The organism is Novosphingobium sp., from assembly GCF_037133355.1.
Taxonomy (GTDB): Bacteria; Pseudomonadota; Alphaproteobacteria; order Sphingomonadales; family Sphingomonadaceae; genus Novosphingobium.
In genome coordinates, this window is the sequence record NZ_JBAXOI010000001.1 from 199,412 (window position 1) to 223,098 (window position 23,687).

The window sequence follows — 23,687 nt, forward strand, 5'->3', positions numbered from 1 at the left end:
CGCGGCTAGGGCAGGTGCTCGAGCAGGATCAGCGTCGTCTCATCGTCGGCATGCGTGCCATAGCGCACGAAACCGAGCTTGGCCGCGACCGCGAGCGAAGGCAGGTTGGTATCGTTGATCATGCAGCCGATGCGCCGACCGGGATGCACCGCATTGAACCACGCGAGTGAGGCGCGCGCGGCCTCGGTCGCGATACCCTGCCCCCATGTACTGCGAGCGAAGATCCAGCCGATCTCGGGCGTATTGTCGAGCCCTTGGCCAAAGCCGCGCCACGAATGGAACACGCCGCAGATCCCCAGCACAGCATCCTGCCCTCGCGAGCGGCAGGTGAACATACCGTAGCCATAGAGCGACCACGAACCGGCATTGCGGCAAAGCCGATTGAACTCCTCGACTTCGCCGGTCGGCCGACTGCCAAGATGGCGCCGTACCTCGTCATCGGCCAGCATTGCCATAAGGCCGGCATGATCGCGCGGCGCAGGCAGCCACAGGTCGAGGCGATCGGTCGAGAGCAGAGGTTGGGTCACAGCAGCACGTCTACCGCGTGGATAGCGACGCCGACAAGACCGCCGACCAGGGTGCCGTTGATGCGGATGAACTGGAGATCGCGCCCCACCGCGCCTTCAATCCGGTCGGTGACCGTGCGCGCATCCCAGCGGCGAACGGTTTCTGACACCAGCCGGACGATTTCGCCGCCATACCGCGAGGCGATGCCGACCAGCGTACGGCGGGCGAACCGGTTGACCAGCACCTGCAGACGCACATCGTGCTGAAGCGCTCGGCCAAGTTCGGCCAGCGAAACGCCAATTCGGTCGCCACCCTCGCCACTTCCACCAGAGCGCACGGCGCGCAACAGCTGGGCACGGCCGCGTTCCCACAATGCGTCGAGCCAGGCCGCGAAGGCAGGATTCGCGAGAACGTCGCGCTTCATCGCCGCTACCCGCGCGTGCATGGCGGGATCATGGACCAGCGCCTCGGCGAGGGCCTCAAGGCTTTCCTCGATCTTGCGGCGCAAAGGGTGATCCTCGATCACCACGGTCTCGGCGAGCAACTTGTAGAGGCCGTCCAGAATGCCGTTCGCCAGCCGCTCGTCGAGTCCGGTCCAGCGCAGCAGGGTGTTCGCCCGCTCGTGGATGATCCGGCGTACAAGGTCCTCATTGGTCTCCAAGGCTTCCGCAGCGCGGCGGATCAGGCTTTCGATCAGCGGCATATGCCGCCCCTCTGCGATCATTGCGGCTAGCAGGTTGCCCAGAAGCGGGGCTAGGTCGAGCCGCTCGATCCGGCTGCGCAGTCCGGCTTTTGCCATGCCGCCGAGCTTTTCCTGATCGAGGGATTCGAGGACATCGGCAATCAGGCTCGCCGCACCTGCGCCTAGCCGGCTCTCGCCAGGCCGGGGATTGGCCAGATACTGTCCTGCGGCACTCGCCGCGTTGAACCCGCGCAGGCGCCGCGCGACGACGGGCGGGGTGAGGAAGTTGGCCCGGAGGAAAGCGGCCATTGAATCGGCGATGCGGTCCTTGTTATCGGGAATGATCGCGGTGTGCGGGATCGGCAGCCCGAGGGGGCGGCGGAACAGCGCGGTCACTGCAAACCAGTCGGCAAGACCGCCGACCATCGCGGCTTCGGCAAAGGCGCGCAGGAAACCCCAGTCGGGACTGCGTGCCTCAAGCTGCCGGGCGGCGAGGAACAGCATCGCCATGAGCAGCAGAAGGGCCGTAGCCGTGAGGCGCATCCTGAGGGCCGGATCGTCCATCCGCCCGGCCGCTCCGCGCAACGGCGCGGACCGGTCGGCTGGCGATGCGGTTGAAGACGCGCTCACTCTGCCGGGAAAGCCTCGCCCGCCGCATGTGCGCGCTGCTCACGCTCAGCCTCGCGTGGATCGTAAGACAGGACACGGCGGCCGATCCAGGGACCGACGCGCTTTTCGAGTCCGTCGGCGAGGCTGAAGCCTGCGGGGACGAGCAGCAGCGTGAGAAGGGTCGACAGCGCAAGGCCGCCGATCACCACGATGCCCATCGGCGCGCGCCAGCCGGCGTCGCCACCAATCGAGACGGCCGTGGGGATCATGCCCGCGATCATCGCCACAGTGGTCATGACGATCGGCTGGGCACGTTTGTGCCCGGCCTCGATGATCGCCTCGAGCTTGGGCGTGCCTTTGGCCATTTCCTCGATCGCGAAATCGATCAGCAGGATCGAGTTCTTGGCGACGATGCCGAAGAGCATCAGCACGCCGATGAAGACCGGCAGCGATAGTGCCTGCCCGGTGGCGAGCAGCAGGAGCAGACCGCCCAGCGGCGCGAGGAACAAGGAGCCCATGTTGACCAGCGGCGAAATGAACCGGCGATAGAGCAGCACCAGCACCGAGAAGACGAGGAGGACGCCTGCGGCCAGCGCAACCATGAAGTTGTAGAGCATCTCTTCCTGCCAGCGATCTTCGCCCGCCGCGGCATTGGACACACCTTGCGGCAGATTCCTCATGATCGGGAGCGCCTTGATCGCCGCGTCGGCCGTGCCCTTGACCACGCCTTGCGGCAGATCGGCGCCAACGAAGACGCGCCGGTTCTGGTTGTAGCGCTGGATACTAGTGGGACCCGAGCCGAAGCCGATCGTGGCGACACGCGAAAGCGGTACCGAGCCGCCCGAAGCTGTTGGCACCGGCAGGTTCTGCAACGTGGCCAGATCGCGGCGCGAGGCAACCGGCAGCTTCACGCGGATCGGAACCTGCCGATCGGACAACGAAAACTTGGCACTGTTCTGATCGATCTCGCCCTGGGTGGCGATGCGGATGACCTGGCTCAGCTCCTGCGTCGTCACACCGAGCGAGGCGGCCAGATCGAGGTGCGGCGTGATCACGATTTCCGGACGGCGCAAGTCGGCGCTGATCCGCGGCCCAACCACTTCCTTGAGTTGGCTCATCTGATCGATAAGTGTTTGCGCGGTCTTCTGCAGGAGTTCCGGATCGGAACCCGAAAGCATCACACTAATCGGACGACCCGATCCGCCACCCGGTCCGCCGCCGTTCATCTTCATGAAGCTGACCCGGGCATCCGCCACTTTCTGGAGGCGAGGAGTCAGCGCGCGCTCGAACTCGAGGCTCGACCGCTCACGGTCCCTCTTGAGTTCGAGGAAAACGCGGCCACTGCCCTCGTTGATCCGCTCCAGCGCGACATCGATCTCAGGCTCGTCCTTCACCAGCGCGAGGACCTCGTCGACTTTGCGCTCGGTCTGCTCGATGGTTGTACCGGGCACCATCTCGATGGTGATGCGGCTGAAATCGCCATCGGTATCCGGGAAGAACTGAGAGGGAATCATGACAAAGAGCACGACGGTGAATGCCAGCGCGCCGGCCGCGACGCCCATCATCCAAAGCCGATGGTCGCGCAGGCGGGCGCGGAACCAGCGCCGCGGATGGAGCGCCCGGTATGCCTCGACCCGGCGGGTTTCGAGCGACCACTTCAGCACCTTCATATAGCGCTGCATCCAGGGCCCGTTGCCATGGTCTGCCTCGCCGTGCGCACGCAGGAAATAGGCGGCAATCATCGGCGTGATCATGCGTGCAACAAGCAGCGAGAACAAAACCGCGATGACCACAGTCAGGCCGAAATTCTTGAAAAACTGGCCCGAAACACCCGGCATCAGCGCCACGGGCAGGAACACCGCAACGATCGAAAAAGTGGTGGCAACGACCGCGAGGCCGATTTCGTCAGCCGCATCGATCGAGGCCTGATAGGCCGACTTACCCATGCGCATATGTCGCACGATGTTCTCGATCTCGACGATCGCATCGTCGACCAGAACGCCGGCAACAAGGCCCAGCGCCAGCAGCGACATGGTGTTTAGCGTAAAGCCGATCAGGCTCATCAGCCAGAAGGTCGGAACAGAGGAAAGCGGGATCGCGATCGCCGATACGATTGTGGCCCGCCAGTCACGCAGGAAGAAGAACACCACGATGACCGCGAGCACCGCGCCTTCGACCATCGCCGACATCGAGGACTTGTACTGGTCCTTTGTGTAGCCGACGCTCGAGAACAGCTGGATGAAGTGCACCCGGCCGCCTTGCTCCTTCTCGAGCTTGGCGAGTTCTTTCACAGTCTCGTCGAACACGCTGACATCGGATTCACCGCGCGCGCGGGCGATGCTGAAGGTGACGACCGGCTTGCCTTCATGCTTGGCGATCGAGGTGATCTCGCTGAAGCTGTCGCGCACATCGGCCACATCCGAAAGGCGAACGGTGCGTCCACCCGAGATGCCAACTTCGGTGCGCGAGAGTTCGAAAGCGCTGGCGGCATTGCCCAGCACGCGCACGGCCTGGCGGGAGCCGGCCACTTCGGCGCGGCCGCCGGCGGCATTGAGGTTTACCTGGCGAAGCGCCGCGTTGATCTGGGTAGCCGTGACACCCTGCGACTTCATGCGCATCGGATCGAGGGTGACCGCGATCTCGCGATTGACGCCGCCGTTGCGCTCGACCTCGGCCATGCCGGGCACCGAAAGCAGGCGCTTGCGCACGGTATCGTCGATAAACCACGAGAGCTGCTCGATGGTCATGTCATCGGCCGAGACCGCGAAATAGGCGATGGCGTCGGATGAAGTCTGCGCCTTGACCACCTGCGGCTCGAGAATACCCTCGGGCAGATCGCCGCGTACCTGGTCGACCGCGTTTTTGACCTCGTTCACCGCGGCATTGATGTCGGTCCCGATGGCAAACTGGACCATCGTCTGGCTCGAGCCTTCAGTTGCGGTCGAGCTCAGCGTATCGACGCCGGCAATGGTTCGGACCGCGGACTCGATGCGCTGGGTGATCTGGTTCTCGATCTCGGTCGGCGCGGCACCCGGCTGGGCGATCGTCACGATCACCATCGGGAATTCGATATCTGGCTGATCCTGCACCTTCATGCTCATGAAGGCGACGATGCCGGCCAGTGTCAGGCCGATAAACAGCACGATGGGTACGACCGGGTTGCGGATCGACCAAGCGGAGATATTGCGGAAGTTCATGGACGCACCTTCCGGCTCAAGCGCCGGGACGCGGGGCGGCAGGCGCCGCGCTCGCGGCGACCGGCCGGACAACATCTCCGGGATTGAGGAACCCGCCGGCCCGCATCACGATGCGTTCGGTGCCCGCAAGGCCCTCGACGACCACGATGCCCTGCGCGGTGACGTCACCGGTCTTCACCGTACGGCGCTCGACCTTGTTGCCATGGCCGACGACGTAGACGAACGGACCCTTCTGGTCCGACAGGATCGCGGATTCAGGCAGCATCGGAGCGGTCACAGAACCGCTGCGGATCTGGGCGCTGGCAAAGCCGCCCGGGCGCAGTGCAGTATCGTAGGCCAGTGCAATGCGGGCGACGCCTTCACGCGTCTGGGCATCGATCGTGGGCGAAAGCTGCCAGATCTGGCCAATGAATGGCTTGATCGTTCCGACCGGCGTAACCTCGGCCGACTGGCCAACGGCAAGGCGCGCGAGATCGTTCTCGGCAAGGCGGGCTTGCATTTCGAACTGGCCATCCTTGGCGATGCGGAACAGGACACCGCTGCCCGGGCTGACAATCTGGCCAGGCTCGACACCGCGCGTCAGCACGAGACCGGCCGCAGGGGCGACGATGCTGAGCCGGGCGCTGCTGGCGCGAAGCTGCTCGAGTTCGGCCGAAGCGACGCGCACTTGCGCGGCTGCGGAATCACGCGTGGCAGTCAGCCGTTCAACATCAGCCTTGGAAATGAAGCCGCGCTCGACCAACTTCATCGCGCGATCGAGATTGGCCTGCGCGATCCGTGCGTTGGCGCGTTGGACCTCGATGTTTGCGGCCTGGCCTGCGATCTGCTGAGCCTGCACCGAGCGATCGACCACGGCAAGGACCTGACCGGCGCGCACCCAATCACCTGCATCGACCAGCACGCTCACGACCCGCCCGCCCTCACCGGCGATGCCCACGGGCATCTCGCGCCGCGCGGCAATGGTCCCGCTGGCGGTTATCGAGCCGGTTACGCTGGTAAGGCCGGGGGTGATCACACTGACCGACTGGGCCTGCGCGCTGCGGGCAGTGGCGGCATCTGTCACCGCCGGCGCGCGGTGCATCAGATACCAGCCAAGGCCAAGCGCGAGTGCGATAAGCACGGCAACGATCACCATGCGACCGCGGCCACCGCCTTGCGAGCCAAATACGCCGTCGCCCAACGCCGGATCAATGGCTGGCTGCAGCCCGGGTCTGATCGTCGATTCGTAATTCATGTCGTTCACGTGCCTTAGTCCCGGTCGGGCCGTCGTTCCGAACAGAATAGGCAATTCCTATTCTGCGCGTAGGTGTGTTATATGACTATGTCACTTCCCGCAAGGTCGGGGAGCCACGCTGTGCCGCACGCCCGGCGAGTCTTAGCGACCCTTCCGACGAGTGACAATTGCGGCTCGATAAAGCGCATGGAGAATTGAATCGAGCGTGACGTCGATGCAACCGAATTCGCGCCCAAGCGATCGCCTTTTCGGGCACGGCACAGAAAAAGGCCGCCCCGCCAGGCGGGACGGCCAGCACAAGATGGAGTTAAGCGGCAGAACTCCGGACGAGAGCCGGCGTTTCAGAACTTGAGTTGGCGTTCGTAGAGGTCGCGGTAGTGCTGGATACGGGTAACGCGCAGGCCCTGCATGCCCGAGCGATCGACCGCGCGTTGCCACGAAGCGAACTCCTCGAGCGTGAGGCTGTAACGTTCGCAGACCTCGTCGATCGTGAGCAGGCCACCGTTAACAGCAGCCACCACTTCAGCCTTGCGGCGTACGACCCAGCGCGTGGTCGAAGGCGGTGGCAGGCTGTCGATAGTGAGAGGCTCACCGAGGGGGCCAATGACCTGCGACGGCTTGATTTTCTGGTTTTCAATCATGGCAATTCTCGTCTGGCCGACGCTTCCGGGCGGCGTTTGGGACTGCACCCTCTGTGCCTTCCGCGTCATTTCCAATCGCTGAAGAGGAGGGGTTAACAAGCTCTTCAGTCTGCACTTCGACGCTTCGCAGCAACGCTGCGGCCGAGTCATGGAAGCTGAACCCCGATCCGGCGCGTGACCGAGCCGTGCCGCCATCAGATCCCGGGCTCACCGAGTTTGCCAGGCCAGTAGACGATCCCGCGAGCGCCCCGCGCGTGTCGTGCGCCGCCACCAGCCGGGCGCAAAGCTCGCTCCAGCCAAGCGGGCGCAGCCCGTGGCTCGAATCGGGCGGCATCTGGGGCCGTGAATCGGTGAACCTCATTTCCATGAGGACGCCTCTAACCCGCCCCTCTATAAAGGACGGTAAAGCCTGCCTTCACCAAGAGTTAGGTTTTGGCAGGGCAGGCCGGTCAGGGCGCCACAACTTTTTGCCCTGCCGCCGAGACACAAAAACCCCTATGGGGCCCGGATGTACGAGGTTTCAGGCAAGGTCGGCGTTTGCGCCGCCGCCACCAGTCCGCACCAAGGCCTGCCACTTGGCGAGGCCGCCGCCGCCGAACTTTTTTCGCTTGCCCCCGGTGCGGGGCGGCGGCGAATCGTTGTGGCCATGTCGGGCGGGGTCGACAGTTCGGTGGTGGCCGGACTGGCCGCAGCGAGCGGCGCCGAGGTGATTGGCGTGACCTTGCAGCTTTACGATTATGGCGCCGCCACCGGGCGCAAGGGCGCGTGCTGCGCGGGCGACGATATCCGCGATGCCCGCGCCGTGGCCGACCGCCTGGGAATTGCCCACTATGTTTTCGATCACGAATCGCGCTTCCGAGAAGAGGTGGTTGATCGCTTTGCCGACGACTATCTCGCGGGGCGTACCCCGATTCCTTGCATCCGGTGCAACATGGGGCCCAAATTCACCGATCTTCTCGCCATGGCGCGTGATCTTGGCGCCGATTGCCTCGCGACGGGGCACTACGTGCGGCGCCTGGTCGGGGCCCATGGCCCCGAACTTCATCGCGCGGTCGATCCGGCGCGCGACCAGTCGTATTTTCTTTATGGCACGACCGATGAGCAGCTGGCTTTTCTGCGCTACCCGTTGGGCGGCCTGCCCAAGCGCGACGTGCGCGCAATGGCCGCCGCGCTGGGACTGGCCGTTGCGGCCAAGCCGGACAGCCAGGACATCTGCTTCGTGCCCGATGGCGACTATGCCGCGATCGTCCGGAAAGTCCGGCCTCAGGGTGCTGCACCCGGCGAGATCGTCCACGCCGCAACCGGCGGAGTGCTCGGCATGCACCGAGGGGTGATTCATTATACGGTCGGACAGCGGCGCGGGCTCGAGATCGGCGGACAGGTCGAGCCGCTCTATGTCATCGCGCTGGACGCCCCCGCCCGGCGCGTGATGGTAGGACCCAAGGCCATGCTGGCGGTCAGCGCTGCACGGCTGGCGGAGACCAATCGGATCGGCCCATTTCCAGAAGGTGCGGTGCTGACCGCCAAGGTCCGTTCGCTGGCAAAGCCTGTGCCGGTAACTGTGGATGGGCCGCTGGGCGGCGGCGCGGAATGCTTCATCCGCTTCCTGCAGCCCGAGTATGGTGTTGCCCCCGGGCAAGCTGCGGTGCTTTATGCCGGAGAGCGAGTGGTGGGCGGAGGCTGGATCGAGCGGACCGAGCCCTGGGCGGCAGGCTGAGCGGGGAACCCGCCCGGGTCATTCGCTCCACGGCTGCAAAACGCAGCCCCAGCCTTCGCGGTAAGTCGCGGTCTGGCGCGCAAGGAGGGGGAAGCGCGCGGTAACGCTACGCGCAGCCGTGTCTTCCGAGAGCGTGATGAGGTCCATCCCCGGCTCGAAGTCCTTGCGACAATCGCCAAGCGCGCGGCCGCCCACGAAGCGGCACGAACATGCGACCCGCGCCCCGTAAGACGCGCCGGTCACGGCGTAGCCATGAAGCTGCGGCCAGACGAACACCCCGCCACTCGCCAGCAACAAGAGAAAGACGAGCACCCAGCGCCAGCGCCGCCGGCGTGGCTGGATCGGTGCGGAAACCGGTTTCTGGGGAGGAGGAGGTTTGGCCATTGCCATGCCGGGTCGATCTGGAGAAAAGCTGGCCGCCTGATGGCCCGCAACCTCCTTGCCCTTATCGCCCCGCTTGCGCTTGTGCCAGCCCTCATCGGCTGCAGCCAAGTCGCACCGCCCGCACCCCCTCCGGTTTCTGCCGAGGCGCTGGCGGCGGTCGCTGCCAATCCGGGCGTGCCGCGCATGGAGCTTGCGCGCCGGGTCGATGCGCTGTTCAGCGATCTCGCAGCTCAGGAAACGCGTGCGGTGATCGTGATGCAAGGCGGGCGCGTGATCGCACAGCGATATGGGCCCGGCTATCACGAGAACACCCGGTTCGTGAGCTGGTCGATGGCCAAGTCGATCACCGGTGTGATGATCGGCATGCTGATCTCGGACGGACGGCTGCGGCTCGACGAGCCCGCACCGATCCCCGCATGGCAACGCCCGGGCGATCCGCGCGGCGAGATCACGCTGCGCCAACTCCTCCAGATGCGTTCGGGCCTGCGCCACGCCGAGGCGATATCGCCACCTTACGAATCGGACGAGGTACGCATGCTGTTCCTTGATGGGCGCGATGCCATGGCGCGCTATGCCGAGGACCAGCCCCTGCAATACGAGCCGGGCCGCAAGTGGGTCTATTCGACCGCGACCAGCGTGATCCTGGCCGACCTCGCAGCGCGCGTACTCGCCCCGGCGCCCGATCCCGAAAGCCGCCGCCGCGCGGTCGCGGACTATCTGCGTACCCGCCTCTTCGAACCCGTTGGCATGCGCTCGATGCTGCCCGAATTCGATACGTCAGGCACCTTGATCGGCGGCAGCCTGATCCATGGCACCGCGCGCGACTGGGCCCACTTCGGCGAGTTCCTTCGCAACCGCGGCGCAGTGGCGGGGGCACAGCTCGTACCGCGACAGTGGATCGACTTCATGGTCACCCCCTCCCCGCGCGAAGCGCAATATGGCGCGCAGATCTGGCTCAACCGCTCCCCTACTAGTGGCAGATCATCGCTCTTTCCTGAAAAGGGACCGCGCGATCTGTTCGCGTGCCTGGGCCATCTCGGGCAATATGTGCTGGTTTCGCCGTCCAGGAAGCTGGTTGTTGTGCGGCTCGGCAAGACGCAGGAAGACCGGCTCGACCCGTTGACCGCTCGGCTGGGTGATCTTGTAGCACTGTTCGGACCTGAAGACTGACGCCCTCAGCGCACGGGCGGCGCGCCCTGCACCAGGAGGGCTGGGCTTGTTCCGTCGGCCCCAGGCGAAAGCAAATCGTGCGCGCCGAAGTCAGCCTCGTCAACGTGGCCGTCCGGATCGGGATGAATGAGGATTTCGACACCCGGGAAAGCTTCAAGCAGCTTGGCCTCGATCTCGTCCATCACGCGGTGCGCTTCGGTAACGGTCATGCGGCCATCGACCCAGACGTGGAACTGCACGAAATCACGGTTGCCGCTGGTACGGGTGCGCAGGTCGTGCAAGCCCTTGAGCTCGGGGTGTTCAGCCACGACCTGAAGAAAACGCTCGCGCTTTTCGAGGGGCCATTCATGGTCCATGAGCTGCTCGATCGCCGCCTGCGAAGCGCCCCACGCCCCCCAACCCAGCCACAGTGCAATGCCGAAGGCAAAGGCCGCGTCCGCCCCCGCAATGCCCAGCCAGTGATCGAGAGCGAGCGCCGCGATCACCGCAAGATTGAGCACCAGGTCGGAGGAATAGTGCAGGTTGTCGGTGGAAATGGCGAGACTGCCGGTGGCGCGGATGATGCGCCGCTGATAGCCAAGAAGCAGAACGGTCGCGCCGATGGCGACGAGCGAAACGAGCATGCCCGCCTCTGCTTCTGCCGGTCGCCCGCCGTGGAGGAACTCGTCCACCGCACGCCAGGCAAGGCCCAGCGCCGAGAGCGAGATCAGCACGACCTGAAACATTGCCGCCAGCGCTTCTGCCTTGCCGTGGCCGAAGCGGTGGTTGGCATCGGCGGGCTGCGCGCCAATCCACACACCGAGCAGGGTGGCAAGACTGGCCACGAGATCGAGCCCGGTATCGGCAAGGCTGCCGAGCATCGCGGTCGAACCGGTGGTGACGGCCGCATAGGCCTTCATCGCCAGAAGCAGCGCCGCGACGGTGATGCTGGCATAAGCCGCGCGGCGATTGAGATCGCCGTGGTCGGGGGTTCGGGTCATGTCCATCGGCCGGTTTCCTGTCGCGCGCTCAGGGATAGAGCAGTGCGCTGGTCCAGTCTGCGCCCGATTGCCGAGTGAAACGGCGACGTTCATGAAGCCGGTACTCGCGGTCCTGCCAGAACTCGATGGCGTGCGGCGTCACGCGGTATCCGGACCAATGCGGCGGGCGCGGGATCGCACCATCGGGAAATTGCGCCCTGAGCGCTTCGACCCGCTCCAAATAGACTTCCCGCGAGGGCATCGGGCGCGATTGGTCCGATGCGGCAGAGCCAAGGCGCGACTCAGGGTGACGGCTGGCGAAGTAGGCGTCTGCTTCTGCGGATGTCACTTCCTTGATCGTACCCTCGATCCGCACCTGTCGGCGCAAGCTCTTCCAGTGAAAGAGGAGCGCGACCTGCGGGTTTGCTGCAAGTTCGCCGCCCTTGCGGCTTTCGAAGTTGGTGAAAAACACAAAGCCGTCGGGACCGTGACCCTTGAGCAGCACCATGCGGACTGAAGGTGCTGCGCCGGGAGTCGCGGTGGCAAGCGCCATTGCGTTGGGATCATTGGGTTCGCTGGCCCGGGCCTCGGCGAACCAGGCCTCGAAGATCGCGAAAGGATCGCTCCCGGAGATGGCTTCGTGGTCAGGTTTGGTGGACACGGATGAGGTCCTATCATTGAGCCGCCATGCGGCTTGATCGGGGTCAATCACAGGCGAGCGCCTATGCGGCACGCACTAGACCATGACACCCCCAGTGCAAAGCGAGCCTTGCGGGTAAGGGGGAGCAACCCTAGCTAAGGTATTATGGCAGATCCCTATACCATCCTCGGCGTGGCACGCACGGCAAGCGAGAAGGACATCAAGTCCGCCTATCGGACGCTGGCCAAGGAGCTGCATCCAGACCGCAATGCGGGAAAGCCCAACGCGGCCGAACGGTTTGCCGAGGTGACGCGCGCCTACGACCTCCTGTCGGACAAGGACAAGCGGGCCCGCTTCGACCGCGGCGAGATCGATTCCGAAGGCAATCCAGCCGGTCCATTCGGCTTTGGTGGTGGTGGGCCAGGCGGTGGCTTCGCCGGAGCGCAGCGCGGTTATCGCCACGACGGGTTTGAAGGTTTCGACCAGGGCGGCGGCGAAGGCATTGATCTCGGTGACATTTTCGAGGGCCTGTTCGGCGGGCGGGGCGGCATGGGAGGCCCAAGTGGCGCCGGCGGGCCTGGCGCGCGCCGCCGTCCGGCTCCGCGCGGCGCCAATGTCACCTATACACTCAAGGTTCCCTTCGACGAGGCCGCCCGCCGCGAGCCCCAGCGCGTGACCTTGGCCGACGGCAAGACGATTGATCTCAAACTTCCTGCCGGTCTGGTAGACGGCCAGCAGGTCCGCCTTGGCGGCAAGGGCGAACCTGGGCCTGGCGGATTCGGCGATGCCATCGTTACCATCGAGATCCAGCCGAGCCCCCATTTCACACGCGATGGCGACAATATCCGGCTCGAGGTGCCGGTCACGCTCGATGAGGCGATCGGCGGCGCCAAGGTTCGCATCCCCACGGTCGAAGGGCCGGTGATGATGACAGTCGCGCCCGGCAGCACCAGCGGCAAGACGCTACGGCTGAAGGGCCGGGGTTTCATGCGCAAGAACGGCGAACGCGCCGACCAGTTGGTCACGTTGCTTATCGACATTCCCGCCGAGGACGCCGACCTCAAGGCCCGCCTCGAAGGTTGGCGCGATCTGCGCGACCTGCGCGGCAAGTTCGCTGTCTGACCCCATGGACCGCAGCGCCGGCGAGGCTGGACTGCCGCCGGGTGAAGTGGAACCGTGCCTTCCTGTTGCCGATCTTTCGCCCGAGGCCCGTCGGCGGGCGGCACTGCAGCACCGCCCCGGGCTTGCCGGCGTGGGCGCCCGCCGCGCCTTGGGCAAACGGGCGCTGGTGGTGTTGCGGCGTGTATGGACCGGGGTCATCCATGACGGCACGATCCATGCGGGCAACTTTGCCTACATGGTGCTGATCGCGCTGTTCCCGTTCTTCATCACCGGCGCGGCGCTGTTTTCGCTGGTCGGGGAGGCGGACGACCGCACCGCTGCGGTAAATACCGTGCTGATGGCCCTGCCGCCGGTTGTCTCCAACGTGCTCTCACCCGTCGCGCACGGCGTGATCGAGGCCCGTACCGGCGGCCTCTTGTGGATTGGCGGTGTCGTGGGTCTGTGGACGGTGGGCAGCCTGGTCGAGACGATCCGTGATATCCTGCGCCGCGCCTATGGTACGCGGCTGGTCCATGCGTTCTGGCGTTACCGGCTCATGTCGACAGGCCTCATCATTGGTTCGGTCATACTGATCTTGCTGTCGATTGCCGCGCAAGTTGTGATCGGCACGGTGATGGAGGCGGTAACGACCTGGCTGCCGCAGGCAACCGGCCTGATCGGCGCACTTGCGCTATCGCGCATAATCCCGGCGCTGATCCTGTTCGGCGCCTTGTGGCTGCTGTTCATCTCGCTCACCCCGGGCACCTACCGAGCGCGGATCTATCCCAAATGGCCCGGCGCGCTGGTGGTGACGCTATGGTGGCTGATCGTCACCACCATGCTGCCCAAGGCCTTGCGCCACCTGTTCCTGTACGATCTGACATATGGCAGCCTTGCCGGCGTGATGATCGCGCTTTTCTTTTTTTGGCTGATTGGCCTAGGGATGGTTGTTGGCGCCGAACTCAACGCTGCTCTGGCCGAAACGCCCGAAGAGCAGGACATGCTGGGCCAGGCCGACAATCGGGCGCGCGCGGAAAGAGCGCACGCGGCCGCGCAGACACAACGGGACCAGTGAAGCAAGAGGTCGCATGACGGGACTAATGGAAGGAAAGCGCGGCCTGATCATGGGCCTCGCCAATGACAAGTCGCTCGCATGGGGGATTGCCCGCAAGCTGCATGAACAGGGCGCCGAGCTCGCCTTTTCCTATCAGGGCGAGGCGCTGGAGAAGCGTGTGCGGCCGCTGGCCGCAAGCCTTGGCAGCGATTTCCTGATCGAATGCGACGTGTCGGACATGGCTGCGCTCGACACCGCGTTCGACGCGCTGGCCGCGCGCTGGCCGACCATCGACTTCCTGGTCCACGCCATCGGCTTTTCGGACAAGACCGAACTGCGGGGCAAGTTCATGGACACCTCGCTCGAAAACTTCCTCATGACCATGAACATCTCGGTCTACAGCATGGTCGCGGTCACGCGCCGCGCTGCGGCGATGATGCCGGTGGTTGAGGGAGAGGACGGCGCGAAGAGTGGTGGAGGCTCGATCCTGACTCTGACCTACTACGGCGCTGAGAAGGTCGTCCCGCATTACAACGTGATGGGCGTGGCCAAGGCCGCGCTTGAGGCCAGCGTACGCTATCTCGCCAACGATTGCGGGCCACAGGGCATCCGCGTCAACGCACTGTCGGCCGGGCCGATCAAGACACTGGCAGCGAGTGGAATCGGCGATTTCCGTTATATCCTCAAGTGGAACGAGCTGAATGCACCGCTCCGCCGCAATGTGACCATCGAAGATGTCGGCGGGGCAGGGCTCTATCTGCTCTCGGACCTTGCCTCGGGCGTCACGGGCGAAGTGCACCACGTCGATGCCGGTTACCACACCGTGGGCATGAAGCAGGAAGACGCGCCCGATATCGCCCTGGGTTGAGTCCTACAGGTGGGATCAGGGCGGGGGCGGAGCGGCTAGCGGAGCGGCAGGGGCCGGTGCCGCAGACACGCCCGGCTGGGTCTCACCGTCACGCTCACGCTTGAGCTTGGCCTCATATTCCTTTTCGAGCACTTCCACCCGGGCCTGCTCGGCAGCGGTATCGGCATCGATCGTCTGCGTCCGCTTGGCGCGTTCGGCTTCGATAAGCTTGCCGAACTGCACGTCGCTGGCCTGCTTCTTTTCGGCATAGGCGCTGTTGATCAGCTGGCTCATGCAGCCGCTTGCGCCGCCCGCGCCGACCGGCGAGCAGGAATTGACGCCGAACGCGCCCACCGTTTCATAGGCCTTCACGCGCTGCGTCCAGCCCTGGTTGACCGAGGCGTTGGGATTGTCGCGCAGCGGGGCTGGAATGCGGAATCGTTCGGATTCGTCCTTGCGCGCACAGACAGTGATCGAACCATCGTTCGAAGCGGGGCAGGGATCATCGCCATAAACGATGAGCTGGTTCACCTTCTCGCTTGAGGCCTCCTGCGCCGCCGCGGGCAGTGGCCCGGCGAACAGTGCGGCCAGAACAAAGGCAACGGCAGCAGTACGGCGCTTCATCGCAGGGGCTCCAGCTTGGTTCATGCCGGGGGTATAAGGCCTCTCGCCTGTGAACGATAGCTGAAGTCCGCGCCTTGCGGTGGATCAAGCGGGCGGTGGATCAAGCGGAAACAGTCAGATCCGCTTCGATACGGCAATAGCCACCCGGCAACCCATGCGGATCGCATTGAACAGCAGAGGATAGGCGGGCGCACGCTCCGCCCCGCTGGCCAGCGCAGTATCGCGGTGCTCGCGCTCATCCTCGCGAAACTCGCGGATCATCCCTGATAGCTCGGGATCCTCATCGCCCAACTGCTCGAGCTGCTCGGTATAATGCCGGTCGATCTCGGTCTCGATCGCGGCGGTGCAGGCCATGGCTGCCTCAGGGCCGATCAGCGCGGTCGCCGCACCGAGCGCAAATCCTGCGGCCGACCACAAGGGTTGCAAAGCCGTGGGCCGGACCCCGCGCTTGACCAGCAACGCGTCGAAACGCTCGCGGTGCGCGGCTTCCTGCTGCGCCATGGCCGCGATTTCGCCCGAGCCGGGCGCGCGGTCACCCATTACCGCGAGCTGCCCGGCATAAATCCGGATCGCACCGAACTCCCCCGCCTGGTTGACCCGCAGCATGGCTTCACGCGTTTCGCTCATAGTCCGGATTCCTTGGTGCGGCGGCCCAGCAACACCACTACAAGCAGGGCACTGGCCACCGAAATCAGAAAATTGAAGCCGGCGAGGCTGATTCCGAACAGGGTCCACGCCGGGGTGTCGCAGCGGATCAGTGGGGCGCTCATGATCGAGGCCAGCGGATCATCGCCAAGGCTGGTCGAGGAGCAGGCAGTCGGCCCCTGCCACCAGCCGTATTCGACGCCCGCATGGAATGCACCGATCAGCCCGCTGATCGCAATGGCGAGCGCGGCCATCCGCACCAGTACTTCGCCCTGCTGAGTTCCCCGCGTTGCCAAAGCACCTAGAGCAAACCCGATCGCGGCAAAGTGGGGATAGCGTTGCCACCAGCACATGTCGCACGGCGCGAGGCCGAAGCCATACTGCGCGACGTAGACCGCCACAATCAGCGCGCCCGGCACCGCAAGCGCCAACAGATAGGCCCCCCGCTCGGGGCTTGCCGCAAGCCTCGCCATCGGATCAGTGCCTGCGCGCAGCCAGCGCCTGGGGCGCGGTCCGCCCGAGCGTCTGCAGCGCATAGTAAAGCTGGAAGTCGTCGATGCCCTTCGCCTTGAGGTCCTCAGGCGTCATCTTGAAGCGCGGATCGGGCGTCTTGTCGCGTTCAAGATCCTTGTCGTCCTTGATCTCGTTGATCAGATGCCCGCGCAGATCGCTTTCGCGGTAGAAGCGCTGGGCCCGCTTCCTGAGGTCGGGATCGGAAATCTGCGGCACGGCAATATCGGGATCGATGCCGCCTTCCTGCACCGACCGGCCCGAGGGCGTATAATAGCGCGCAGTCGTGAGCTTGAGCGCGGTATCGCGCGTCAGCGGCATCAGCGTTTGCACGCTGCCCTTGCCGAAGCTGCGCTGGCCCATGAGCACCGCGCGGTGCTGGTCCTGCAGCGCACCGGCCACGATTTCTGACGCGGAGGCCGAGCCTTCGTTGATCAGCACGACCAGCGGAATTCCCTTGGCGATGTCGCCCGGCGTCATCGATTCGGCATTATACGTCTCGTTGTCACGCGCATAGCGGCCGCGCTGCGAGACGATTACGCCGTGGTCAAGAAACAGGTCAGAGAGCGCGACCGCTTGGTCAAGCAGGCCACCAGGATTGCCGCGCAGATCGAGGACGAGACCTGCGACGCGCCCGCCAGCCTTGGTCTTGATCTGCCTGAACGCATCGAGCACCTCGCTGCCGACATTCGCGCTGAAACTCGAGACCGAAATCACGCCGATGTTGCCCTCGAGCTTCCAGTCGACAGGCCGTAGCTCGATGATCTGGCGGGTGATCTTGACGTTGATCGGCTCGTCGCGGCCTGAGCGGAAGAGGGTCAGCTCGATTGAGGTTCCCGGAGTCCCGCGCATCTGGTCAACCGCCTCGTCGAGGGCGCCGCCATAGATCAGCTTGCCATTGATATGGGTGATGTAGTCGCCCGCCTTGACCCCTGCGGTGTCGGCCGGGCTGCCCTTGGTCGGCGCGATCACCTTGACTGCGCCGTCGTCCATCGTGACCGAGAGGCCGAGGCCACCATACGAGCCGTCGGTCTGGGTGCGCAGATTCTCGAAATCGCGGGCATCAAGATAGGAACTATGCGGATCAAGCGCGGCAAGCATGCCGTTGATGGCGCCCTTGATCAATTTGTCGTCGTCAACCGGCTCGACGTAGCTCGTCTTGATCCGTTCGTAGACGGCCATGAGCTTGCTGAACTCCGGGCCGGAGCGGGCATCGACCGCGGCAAGTCCGGCAGTGGCCGCCGGAATGAGTGCGACCGCGCTGACAAGTGCGGCAGCACGAAGGAGGGGGGCAAACTGGAACGCCATGATTGTCTTTCGGCAGTGAGTGCAAGCCTTGAGTGGTGCTTCTATAGGGGCGGAACGATTAACGCCAGATGGGCCTGCGGCATGCCGAAAGGGCAATCAGCGCCCGATCAGGGCAAGCGGATTGACTGGTGCGCCATCCTTGCGAAGCTCGATCGTCACCGTCGGCCGGCCCGGCCCGGCAAGCCCGAGCGGCGAGCCCTGAACAACCCGCGCCGCCACCGTGACATCGAGCCGCCCGAGATTCGTGATAAGCGAAGTCCAGCCACCGGCATGATCTATGATCACGATGCGACCATAGCCGCGATAATCCCCTGCAAAAGCGATCCGGCCGGCAGCCGGCGCCACAACTTGTGCGCCGGCAGCGGGCGCCAACGTGACGCCAACCGAGCGCGCGCCTGCACCGGCGTCACCGAAACCGGTAATGATCCGGCCGCTCACCGGCAGGATCCATGCGAGACCACCGCCCGTCTCGCGGGTTGGTGCAGCTTCATCGACCACCAGCATCGAGCCTGGCCGCTCTGGCCGCGGCACGGGTCCGGGCAGGGCGGCGAGTTCGCTGCGCAGCGCGCCGTCCGTGCGCAGCCGCTCCATTAGCGCGGCGATGTCACGAGTATCCTCGGCCAATGTCAGCGCGCGGTCGGCCTCCCGACTGGCAACGCCTTGCGCGCTGCGCGAGGCGATCCGCTGGCGGCTCTCCACTGCGGCCAATTGCTGGCGCCGGACGGTGAGCGCCTCCTCGCTGGCTTTGAGTGTGGCTGCTGCGCGGCGCGCCCGGTCCTGCAGCTGACGTCCGCGCACGATTTCCGAGCGAAGACCGGCGGTGCGGCGCTGGACTTCGGGCAGCATGGTCTCGAGCACCGCGCGCAGGTAGACCGTCTCGCGCAAGCTGTCCGCACGCATCAGGCTGAACACCAGCGGGCGACGGGCCATGAGCTGCATGGCCGCAGTAAGCCGCACCACCGGCTCCTGCCGCGCGGCGATGCGCAGACGCAGGGCCGCGCGCTGTCGGTCGATCGCCGCAACGTTGGCCTGCGCCAGAGCGATCTCGGCCTCGGATTGCTGGATTCGGGCGGCTACGGCGGCAGCCTCACTGGCGGTTCTGTCCGCGGCTGCCGTCGCGCGCTGCGCCTCGGCCTCAAGCTGGTCGCCGCGCTTGCGAGCTTCGGCGAGCGCGCGCGTCGCCTCGCGAAGCGCGTCGCCGGCCTGGTCCGCATTCTCGAAGGGCGCGTCTTGCGCAATACCTTGCCAGCCCGCCACGAGCGCCAGCATCAAGGTCATGGCCACAAAGACTTTGCGTGACGTCATGACGCGCGCTTAGCCCTCACGGTGATAGGGGTGGCCGGAGAGAATGCTGGTCGCGCGCCAGAGCTGTTCAGCGAGCATGGCGCGGGCCAGCATGTGGGGCCATGTCGCCGCACCGAAAGCGAGGAGCAGGTCGGCTCCCCCGCGCAACGCTGCATCATGGCCGTCTGCCGCACCGATCAGGAAACGGGCCTCTCGCACCCCGTCATCGCGCCATCGCCCAAGTAGGGCGGCAAACGCGCTCGAGGTCAGTTGCTCGCCGCGCTCGTCCAACGCCACTGTTCGCACAGGCGTGGCCGAAGCCGGAGGTATCGTGCCGCCACGATCGGGCAGCTCGGTCACCTTCAATCCCCAGGTGATGCGCCGGGCATAGCGCTCGACCATCTCGGCTTCGGGAGAGCGGCCAATCTTTCCACGGGCGATCACGTGCAGCAGCATGGAACCGCCCTAGCCCAGAACGGACAAGCAATGAATCCCTGTCAACCCAGGCCTGTGGACCGAAAAGCGCGCGCTCAGGCCGCGCCTTGGTCGCCGAATGCCCACATGCGCTCGAGGTTGTAAAAGCTGCGCACTTCCGGGCGGAACAGGTGGACGACGATATCGCCTGCGTCGATCAGCACCCAGTCCGCTGCCGGCAATCCTTCGATCCGGACATGGCCGAAGCCGCCATGCTTGATCCGCTCGGCCAGCTTTTGCGCCATGGCCGCGACCTGGCGTGTCGAGCGGCCCGACGCGATCACCATGTGATCGGCAACCGAACTCTTGCCCTCGAGCGGGATCGTGATGACTTCCTGAGCCTGGTCGTCGTCGAGCGAGCGCAGCACCAGTTCGAGCAGCGAGCCGGGAGCAGCCGCGAGCGGCCCGGAGGCAGAAGCGGTGGCGGGGTTGGGGGTGATGCCGGCATCGACCGGCAGGGGTTGTAAGCTTGTCATGGTAGTGGTGATGGTCTCCGTGGCTGACTGTTCAATGACACTGGGTTGAAAGGCCTCGATCCGCCGTTTGCCCGCGGGGGCAACCGGGCAGGTTCCGCGATCGATTGACATAGCGGGGGTGTAAAGGGCGGGGGTGTAAAGGGCGGGCAACGACTCAAAGCGGGCCTATCCCGGAAACTGCGATCGGCCGATGAGTCAGCATGTCGCGCTGCGCGGCTCGGTCAAAACGGCGAAACCATTCCGGATCGGCGGCGCGGATGGCCGTGGCCGAGCGGGTATCGGGATCGAAACGCAAGATGGCCAGCGCCGGGGCGCTCCGTTTCGCGCCATTCAAATCCTGACCGTGCCGCCGGCGCCAGCGGCGCAGCCATGCCATGGCCGGACTCGCCAAAGCATTTGCTTCATACCCCGGTCGGACGAGAACAGCAATCGGCAACTCGCGTGCGATTTCCCGCCAGCCTCGCCAGCGATGAAACTGAGCCAGATTGTCCATACCCATGAGCCACACGAAACGGCGGCGCGGATAACGGCGCTTCAGCGCACGCAATGTATCGCGGGTATAGCGTGTGCCCAAATCTGCCTCGATTGCTGTCACTTTGATCCGCGCGCCGCATGCAACTTCCCGCGCCGAGGCGAACCGTGCGGCCAGCGGGGCCATGCCCGCAGCCGGCTTCAGGACATTGCCGGGCGAGACCAACCACCAGACCTCGTCGAGGTCCAAAGCATCAATCGCAAACAGGCTGATCCGGCGATGCGCCCCATGCGCCGGATTGAAACTGCCACCAAGCAGTCCGGTAAGCTGCTGTCTCAGAGGCGGATCTGCCCGGAGCCCAGCACCAGCCACTTGTAGGTGGTAAGCCCCTCCAGAGCCACCGGCCCGCGCGCATGCAGGCGCCCGGTGGCGATGCCGATCTCCGCACCAAGGCCGAACTCGCCGCCATCGGCAAACTGGCTGGACGCGTTGTGCATTACGATCGCGCTGTCCACTTCGGCAAGGAAGCGGGCTGCTGCAGCCTGATCGGCAGTCACGATGGCATCGGTATGCCCGGAAGCATGGCGCGCGATATGTGCGAGCGCGGCATCAAGGCCATCGACCACAGCTACTGACAGAATGGAGTCGAGATACTCGGTGTCCCAGTCCTTTGCGTCGGCCGGAGTGATTCGCGGATCTATGGCGCAGGCTCGTGCATCGCCGCGCAGTTCGCAGCCGGCTGCAAGCAGCGGCTCGAGCAGTCCGTGCGGATCGGGAAACAGGGCGTCGATCAGCAAGGTCTCCATCGAGCCGCAAACCCCGGTTCGCCTCAGCTTGGCATTGAAAGCTATTGCCTTTGCCATCTGGGGGTCCGCCGCCCGGTCCACATAAGTGTGGTTGATCCCGTCGAGATGGGCGAGCACCGGCACCCGCGCATCGGCCTGCACGCGCGCGACAAGGTTCTTGCCGCCGCGCGGCACAATCATGTCGATCAGTCCGCTGGCGGCAAGCATCGCGCCCACCGCAGCGCGATCCTGGGTCGGCACCAACTGGACTGCTGCTGCCGGAACGCCGCCAGCAGCGAGACCTTCAGCCAGGGCGGCGTGGATGGCCCGGTTGGACCGCACCGCCTCGCTGCCGCCACGAAGCAACGCGGCATTGCCGGACCGCACGCAAAGCGCTGCGGCATCGGCGGTCACGTTCGGCCGGCTTTCGTAAATGATGCCGATCAGACCGATGGGCACACGGACGCGCCGCATCACCATACCATTGGGCCGGGCAGTTTCGTCGATAATCTGGCCAACGGGGTCATCGAGTGCTGCAACCTGTTCGACCGCAGCTGCCATGGCCTCGATCCGCGAAGGATCGAGGCTCAGCCGATCAAGCATCGCGCCCGAAAGGCCCGCCGCAGCGCCGCCATCAACATCGAGCGCGTTGGCTTCGAGAATCGCCGGGGCCGCGCGCCGCAATGCCGCGGCGCCGAGCACGAGCGCCGCAGCGCGCTCGCCTGACGACATCTTTGCCAGCACGCGCTGCGCCGCGCGCCCGGCGCGGGCAAGGTTGATGACGTCGCCAGCCACGTTGCTATCGGCCGGAGTATCGTCGACCGCACCGTTTTCGGTGTGAAGGGGTGCTGAGGTGAGCGCGTTCATGGCGCGCCCTTACCATCGCGCGTCCGCGCTGTCAGCCCGAATGGACAGCGGCATGGCCATTGCAGCGAGTCGGGTGGCCACGGCGGTACGCTTAGGACACTGGCCCGAGTCGCTTTGGTAGAACATGACAGGTGGCGCTCTGATGGAAACGCTTCATCGCCAGACTGGCACGACTCATCCTGCACAATGCCGACAGGATTCGACCGGGGAATGGGTGATGGTTAAGCGGCACGCTCGCGCGAGACGATAGGGCAGCGCGTACGGACGGGGGTCGCCATCTTACCTGACACATCTCGGCCCATAGCGGGTCCGCCAGAGGATGGTGGTCGCTCCCCGTCCCGCTGGCAGACGCTCGTCGAGCGTGTGCGCAGCGGGTTCCCCGAGCGCGAATTCTTCATGCGCTCGAACGGGCATGTCCGGTTTATCCGCCTTTCGGCACAGCTGCAGATGCGGGCTGCAGGCGGAGTTGCCGCAGCCGTACTGCTGTGGGTGGTGATGATGGGATGGATGGTGGTCGCTCAAGCCATTGCCGCCTACAATCAGGTCTCGCTGCTGGAACGCGAAGCGGCCGTTGCATCGGCGGAAAGTCGTGTGGCACAGTATCGTTCGGGCCTAGGGGCCGTTGCCAGCGATCTCGCCAAACGTCAGGATTTCATTGAGAAAAGCGTGCAGGGCGCCATTGGACAGCTGCCGCGCTCGCTTCCATCAGGCACCGTTTCCGACAGCACGGAAGAAGCGGGCAAGACCGTGCGCAAGATCTCGATGGTGTTGCCTGAAGCGGTCGGACTCGCGCGGCTCGAGGCACGACAGCTGGCCTTCATCGAGCAGTTGACCCGCTATGCCGATCTCCGTTCGGCCCGCGCGGAAAGCGCCATGCGTCGTCTCGGGCTCAACCCGCGCGTGGTTACCGTCGGGGACAACACCGCAATGGGCGGACCGCTGATTCCGCTGACCACAGGCCCGGGCAACTCGCTCGACCCGCGCTTTGCAAGGTTCGGCGCCAGCCTCGCGCGGATGAGCGCCATGGAACAGGCACTCGTGCGGATACCCAATACGCTTCCGGCCAGTCTCGACTACATTTCGAGCGGCTTTGGTTACCGCGTCGACCCCTTCACCGGCGGCGGCGCTTTTCATGCCGGGCTAGATTTCCGCGGACCGGTCGGCGCACCGATCCGGTCTGCCGCCGCCGGCACGGTCAGCTTTACCGGAGTCAAGCAGGGCTATGGCAACTGTGTCGAGATCAGCCACGGCAACGGTCTGCTAACGCGCTATGCTCATATGTCGCGAATCGCAGCCCGCGTCGGCGAGTTTGTCGGTCCCGGCAGGGTGATCGGCGCGATCGGCAACACGGGCCGATCGACCGGGCCCCACTTGCACTTTGAAGTGCGGATTGCCGACCGTGCGGTCAATCCGCGACCGTTTCTGGAGGCGATGCCGCATGTTTTCCAAGAAGCCAACACCCGGAGCGGACCAATTCGCCCGGCCGGCAACGCAAGGTAA

23 protein-coding genes are annotated in these 23,687 nt (G+C 65.1%); 6 read left to right on the plus strand and 17 right to left on the minus strand.

Going from position 1 to position 23,687, the window contains the following annotated elements; translation table 11 throughout:
- Positions 1 to 5 precede the first annotated feature (5 nt).
- From WCL10_RS01010 to WCL10_RS01030, 5 genes are all read right to left on the minus strand, one after another.
- Positions 6 to 527 carry a GNAT family N-acetyltransferase gene (locus WCL10_RS01010; protein ID WP_336893747.1) on the minus strand — a complete coding sequence of 174 codons (522 nt, stop codon included), beginning with the start codon at positions 525 to 527 and terminating at the stop codon, positions 6 to 8.
- Positions 524 to 1,732, minus strand: coding sequence for a DUF445 domain-containing protein (locus tag WCL10_RS01015; RefSeq protein ID WP_336893979.1), 1,209 nt, complete (start codon positions 1,730 to 1,732; stop codon positions 524 to 526). Before WCL10_RS01015 ends, WCL10_RS01010 begins: the two co-directional genes overlap by 4 nt.
- Positions 1,733 to 1,815: 83 nt before the next feature.
- A complete protein-coding gene (locus WCL10_RS01020) occupies positions 1,816 to 4,995 on the minus strand; it encodes an efflux RND transporter permease subunit (protein ID WP_336893748.1) in 3,180 nt (1,059 codons plus the stop codon).
- A gap of 16 nt (positions 4,996 to 5,011) precedes the next feature.
- Positions 5,012 to 6,238, minus strand: a complete 1,227-nt coding sequence (locus WCL10_RS01025) for an efflux RND transporter periplasmic adaptor subunit (RefSeq protein ID WP_336893749.1) — start codon at positions 6,236 to 6,238, stop codon at positions 5,012 to 5,014.
- Between the two features lie 332 nt (positions 6,239 to 6,570).
- Positions 6,571 to 6,870 carry a DUF1153 domain-containing protein gene (locus tag WCL10_RS01030; protein WP_067909350.1) on the minus strand — a complete coding sequence of 100 codons (300 nt, stop codon included), beginning with the start codon at positions 6,868 to 6,870 and terminating at the stop codon, positions 6,571 to 6,573.
- 508 nt (positions 6,871 to 7,378) lie between these two features.
- Here WCL10_RS01030 and mnmA point away from each other — a divergent pair.
- Positions 7,379 to 8,587 carry a tRNA 2-thiouridine(34) synthase MnmA gene (mnmA, locus tag WCL10_RS01035; protein WP_336893750.1) on the plus strand — a complete coding sequence of 403 codons (1,209 nt, stop codon included), beginning with the start codon at positions 7,379 to 7,381 and terminating at the stop codon, positions 8,585 to 8,587.
- Between the two features lie 18 nt (positions 8,588 to 8,605).
- Here the strand turns inward: mnmA and WCL10_RS01040 are convergent, their stop codons facing one another.
- The gene (locus tag WCL10_RS01040; RefSeq protein WP_336893980.1) at positions 8,606 to 8,971 is read right to left on the minus strand and encodes a hypothetical protein; all 366 of its coding nucleotides are present in this window, start codon (positions 8,969 to 8,971) and stop codon (positions 8,606 to 8,608) included.
- Between the two features lie 39 nt (positions 8,972 to 9,010).
- Here WCL10_RS01040 and WCL10_RS01045 point away from each other — a divergent pair, with 39 nt between their 5' ends.
- Positions 9,011 to 10,141, plus strand: coding sequence for a serine hydrolase (locus WCL10_RS01045; RefSeq protein WP_336893751.1), 1,131 nt, complete (start codon positions 9,011 to 9,013; stop codon positions 10,139 to 10,141).
- A gap of 5 nt (positions 10,142 to 10,146) precedes the next feature.
- Here WCL10_RS01045 and WCL10_RS01050 read toward each other — a convergent pair whose 3' ends face one another.
- The gene (locus tag WCL10_RS01050) at positions 10,147 to 11,127 is read right to left on the minus strand and encodes a cation diffusion facilitator family transporter (protein ID WP_336893752.1); all 981 of its coding nucleotides are present in this window, start codon (positions 11,125 to 11,127) and stop codon (positions 10,147 to 10,149) included.
- A 22-nt stretch (positions 11,128 to 11,149) separates the two neighbouring features.
- Complete coding sequence (pdxH, locus tag WCL10_RS01055; protein WP_336893753.1) at positions 11,150 to 11,761, minus strand: pyridoxamine 5'-phosphate oxidase; 612 nt, start codon at positions 11,759 to 11,761, stop codon at positions 11,150 to 11,152.
- Positions 11,762 to 11,905: 144 nt separating this feature from the next.
- Here pdxH and WCL10_RS01060 point away from each other — a divergent pair, with 144 nt between their 5' ends.
- Genes WCL10_RS01060 through fabI form a run of 3 tightly spaced genes read left to right on the plus strand, consistent with a single transcriptional unit; the run spans position 11,906 to position 14,763 of the window.
- Positions 11,906 to 12,862 (plus strand): DnaJ C-terminal domain-containing protein, encoded by a 957-nt coding sequence (locus tag WCL10_RS01060; protein WP_336893754.1) that lies wholly within the window; start codon positions 11,906 to 11,908, stop codon positions 12,860 to 12,862.
- Between the two features lie 4 nt (positions 12,863 to 12,866).
- On the plus strand, positions 12,867 to 13,916 hold the full coding sequence (locus WCL10_RS01065) for a YihY/virulence factor BrkB family protein (protein WP_336893755.1): 1,050 nt from the start codon (positions 12,867 to 12,869) through the stop codon (positions 13,914 to 13,916).
- 13 nt (positions 13,917 to 13,929) lie between these two features.
- A complete protein-coding gene (gene fabI / locus WCL10_RS01070; RefSeq protein ID WP_336893756.1) occupies positions 13,930 to 14,763 on the plus strand; it encodes an enoyl-ACP reductase FabI in 834 nt (277 codons plus the stop codon).
- A 15-nt stretch (positions 14,764 to 14,778) separates the two neighbouring features.
- On the opposite strand, the gene WCL10_RS01075 is transcribed toward fabI, so the two are convergent.
- The 9 genes from WCL10_RS01075 to WCL10_RS01115 all read right to left on the minus strand — a co-directional run bounded on the left by WCL10_RS01075 (position 14,779) and on the right by WCL10_RS01115 (position 22,187).
- Positions 14,779 to 15,366, minus strand: a complete 588-nt coding sequence (locus WCL10_RS01075; RefSeq protein WP_336893757.1) for a hypothetical protein — start codon at positions 15,364 to 15,366, stop codon at positions 14,779 to 14,781.
- Between the two features lie 114 nt (positions 15,367 to 15,480).
- The gene (locus tag WCL10_RS01080) at positions 15,481 to 15,993 is read right to left on the minus strand and encodes a demethoxyubiquinone hydroxylase family protein (protein WP_336893758.1); all 513 of its coding nucleotides are present in this window, start codon (positions 15,991 to 15,993) and stop codon (positions 15,481 to 15,483) included.
- Positions 15,990 to 16,484, minus strand: a complete 495-nt coding sequence (locus WCL10_RS01085; protein ID WP_336893759.1) for a disulfide bond formation protein B — start codon at positions 16,482 to 16,484, stop codon at positions 15,990 to 15,992. Before WCL10_RS01085 ends, WCL10_RS01080 begins: the two co-directional genes overlap by 4 nt.
- A 4-nt stretch (positions 16,485 to 16,488) precedes the next feature.
- Positions 16,489 to 17,829: a S41 family peptidase gene (locus tag WCL10_RS01090; RefSeq protein WP_336893760.1), complete on the minus strand. Its 1,341-nt coding sequence runs from the start codon at positions 17,827 to 17,829 to the stop codon at positions 16,489 to 16,491.
- A 96-nt stretch (positions 17,830 to 17,925) separates the two neighbouring features.
- Complete coding sequence (locus tag WCL10_RS01095) at positions 17,926 to 19,107, minus strand: peptidoglycan DD-metalloendopeptidase family protein (RefSeq protein ID WP_336893761.1); 1,182 nt, start codon at positions 19,105 to 19,107, stop codon at positions 17,926 to 17,928.
- 36 nt (positions 19,108 to 19,143) lie between these two features.
- A complete protein-coding gene (locus tag WCL10_RS01100) occupies positions 19,144 to 19,569 on the minus strand; it encodes a 23S rRNA (pseudouridine(1915)-N(3))-methyltransferase RlmH (protein WP_336893762.1) in 426 nt (141 codons plus the stop codon).
- Positions 19,570 to 19,643: 74 nt separating this feature from the next.
- On the minus strand, positions 19,644 to 20,063 hold the full coding sequence (rsfS, locus tag WCL10_RS01105; RefSeq protein WP_336893763.1) for a ribosome silencing factor: 420 nt from the start codon (positions 20,061 to 20,063) through the stop codon (positions 19,644 to 19,646).
- Positions 20,064 to 20,217: 154 nt separating this feature from the next.
- The gene (locus tag WCL10_RS01110; RefSeq protein WP_336893764.1) at positions 20,218 to 20,907 is read right to left on the minus strand and encodes a nicotinate-nucleotide adenylyltransferase; all 690 of its coding nucleotides are present in this window, start codon (positions 20,905 to 20,907) and stop codon (positions 20,218 to 20,220) included.
- A complete protein-coding gene (locus tag WCL10_RS01115; RefSeq protein WP_336893765.1) occupies positions 20,871 to 22,187 on the minus strand; it encodes a glutamate-5-semialdehyde dehydrogenase in 1,317 nt (438 codons plus the stop codon). Before WCL10_RS01115 ends, WCL10_RS01110 begins: the two co-directional genes overlap by 37 nt.
- 363 nt (positions 22,188 to 22,550) lie before the next feature.
- On the opposite strand from WCL10_RS01115, the gene WCL10_RS01120 reads away from it, so the two are divergent.
- The gene (locus WCL10_RS01120) at positions 22,551 to 23,687 is read left to right on the plus strand and encodes a M23 family metallopeptidase (protein ID WP_336893766.1); all 1,137 of its coding nucleotides are present in this window, start codon (positions 22,551 to 22,553) and stop codon (positions 23,685 to 23,687) included.

What these genes read in the sequence shown, in the direction of transcription:
- WCL10_RS01100 (WP_336893762.1), bottom strand. Translation starts at nt 19,569, where the DNA reads ATGCTGCTGCACGTGATCGCCCGTGGAAAGATTGGCCGCTCTCCCGAA.
- WCL10_RS01050 (WP_336893752.1), bottom strand. Translation starts at nt 11,127, where the DNA reads ATGGACATGACCCGAACCCCCGACCACGGCGATCTCAATCGCCGCGCG.
- WCL10_RS01075 (WP_336893757.1), bottom strand. Translation starts at nt 15,366, where the DNA reads ATGAAGCGCCGTACTGCTGCCGTTGCCTTTGTTCTGGCCGCACTGTTC.
- WCL10_RS01030 (WP_067909350.1), bottom strand. Translation starts at nt 6,870, where the DNA reads ATGATTGAAAACCAGAAAATCAAGCCGTCGCAGGTCATTGGCCCCCTC.
- rsfS (WP_336893763.1), bottom strand. Translation starts at nt 20,063, where the DNA reads ATGACAAGCTTACAACCCCTGCCGGTCGATGCCGGCATCACCCCCAAC.
- WCL10_RS01020 (WP_336893748.1), bottom strand. Translation starts at nt 4,995, where the DNA reads ATGAACTTCCGCAATATCTCCGCTTGGTCGATCCGCAACCCGGTCGTA.
- mnmA (WP_336893750.1), top strand. Translation starts at nt 7,379, where the DNA reads ATGTACGAGGTTTCAGGCAAGGTCGGCGTTTGCGCCGCCGCCACCAGT.
- WCL10_RS01080 (WP_336893758.1), bottom strand. Translation starts at nt 15,993, where the DNA reads ATGAGCGAAACGCGTGAAGCCATGCTGCGGGTCAACCAGGCGGGGGAG.
- WCL10_RS01045 (WP_336893751.1), top strand. Translation starts at nt 9,011, where the DNA reads ATGGCCCGCAACCTCCTTGCCCTTATCGCCCCGCTTGCGCTTGTGCCA.
- WCL10_RS01065 (WP_336893755.1), top strand. Translation starts at nt 12,867, where the DNA reads ATGGACCGCAGCGCCGGCGAGGCTGGACTGCCGCCGGGTGAAGTGGAA.
- WCL10_RS01060 (WP_336893754.1), top strand. Translation starts at nt 11,906, where the DNA reads ATGGCAGATCCCTATACCATCCTCGGCGTGGCACGCACGGCAAGCGAG.
- WCL10_RS01085 (WP_336893759.1), bottom strand. Translation starts at nt 16,484, where the DNA reads ATGGCGAGGCTTGCGGCAAGCCCCGAGCGGGGGGCCTATCTGTTGGCG.
- WCL10_RS01090 (WP_336893760.1), bottom strand. Translation starts at nt 17,829, where the DNA reads ATGGCGTTCCAGTTTGCCCCCCTCCTTCGTGCTGCCGCACTTGTCAGC.
- WCL10_RS01015 (WP_336893979.1), bottom strand. Translation starts at nt 1,732, where the DNA reads ATGCGCCTCACGGCTACGGCCCTTCTGCTGCTCATGGCGATGCTGTTC.
- WCL10_RS01040 (WP_336893980.1), bottom strand. Translation starts at nt 8,971, where the DNA reads ATGGCCAAACCTCCTCCTCCCCAGAAACCGGTTTCCGCACCGATCCAG.
- WCL10_RS01095 (WP_336893761.1), bottom strand. Translation starts at nt 19,107, where the DNA reads ATGACCTTGATGCTGGCGCTCGTGGCGGGCTGGCAAGGTATTGCGCAA.
- WCL10_RS01115 (WP_336893765.1), bottom strand. Translation starts at nt 22,187, where the DNA reads ATGAACGCGCTCACCTCAGCACCCCTTCACACCGAAAACGGTGCGGTC.
- fabI (WP_336893756.1), top strand. Translation starts at nt 13,930, where the DNA reads ATGACGGGACTAATGGAAGGAAAGCGCGGCCTGATCATGGGCCTCGCC.